This window comes from Comamonas testosteroni (genome assembly GCF_000761245.1).
Classification (GTDB): Bacteria; Pseudomonadota; Gammaproteobacteria; order Burkholderiales; family Burkholderiaceae_C; genus Comamonas; species Comamonas testosteroni_C.
Genome location: NZ_AWOR01000109.1, coordinates 1 through 1233, shown reverse-complemented (window position 1 = coordinate 1233; position 1233 = coordinate 1). Strand labels below are relative to the sequence as shown.

1 protein-coding gene is annotated in these 1233 nt (G+C 54.3%); it reads right to left on the bottom strand.

Annotated features, from left to right (window positions below):
• Positions 1 to 19 precede the first annotated feature (19 nt).
• Positions 20 to 1170, bottom strand: a protein-coding gene (locus P353_RS26370; RefSeq protein ID WP_087535084.1) for an IS3 family transposase whose coding sequence is annotated in 2 segments (ribosomal slippage) — positions 20 to 936 and positions 936 to 1170 — 1152 coding nt in all. Because the reading frame shifts where the segments join, the coding sequence is not laid out codon by codon here.
• Positions 1171 to 1233: the final 63 nt, after the last annotated feature.

Here is a 1233-nt window from a genome sequence, read left to right as displayed (position 1 = left end):
CTGAATCGCCCCTGGTTTTCTAGACACTCTCCAAGCTCAGGAAATAGCGTTTCTCATACTCTACTGGAGACAGCTGCATAGCACTGCTGTGTCGGCGTTTAGGGTTATAGAACATCTCGATGTAATCGAAAATATCACTTCGGGCTTCTTCACGGGTTGTGTAGATCTTTCGTCGGATTCGCTCTCGCTTCAAAAGCTGGAAAAAGCTCTCGGCTACGGCATTGTCGTGGCAGTTTCCCCGCCGGCTCATGCTGCTGATTACATTGTTGGCCTTCAAAAAGCTTTTCCAATCCGAGCTACTGAACTGACTGCCTTGATCTGAGTGAATCATAACTTGCTGCTGAGGCTTGCGTCGCCAAACAGCCATCAACATCGCGTCGATAGCCAGGTCGCTGCACATCCTTGGCTTCATTGACCAACCAATTACTTGGCGTGAGAACAGATCCAGCACTACCGCGAGGTAGAGCCACCCTTCATAGGTGCGGATGTAAGTGATATCTGTCACCCAGACCTTGTTCGGCTCACTTACCTTGAACTGCCGCGCGAGGTGGTTGGGCGAGGCCACTGTTGGTTTTCCACCATAGAACCCTGGACGCCGCCGATAGCCCGTTTGAGAACGCAGTCCCTCCGCCTGCATCAAGCGCCTGACTCGATTTCGGCCGCATTCCTCTCCCAGCTCACGCAGGTCATCGTGAATTTTGCGGTAGCCGTATACACCTCCGCTTTCCAGCCAAGCGTGTTTGATCAAGCCAAGCAGACGTTGATCTTCTTTTGCTCGGGCAGATTGAGGCTCGGCCAGCCAGGCGTAATAGCCGCTGGGGTGCACCTTGAGGGTTTGGCAAAGGCGCCGCACCGGGTAATCAGTCGAGTGCTTCTTGATGAAGGCGTACTTCAGCCGCACTCCTTGGCAAAGTACGCGGCGGCCTTTTTTAAGATGTCTCGCTCTTCCGTCACGCGCTTGAGTTCAGCGCGTAGCTTGCGCAGTTCGGCCTGCTGATCGTCGTCTTGCTGACGCTGCTCTTGGGGCTTGCTGTAGACCTTGATCCAGGCGTAAAGACTGTGCACGGACATGCCCAGGCGCTGGGCGACATCGGCGACAGGTTTGCCTTTCTCGGTCACTTGCTTGACCGCTTCGATCTTGAATTCTTCGGGGTAACGCTGACGACTCATGGCACCTCCTATTTGGGCCTCATTATGAGGCTTGGAGGTGTCTACGAAACCAGGGGCGATTCA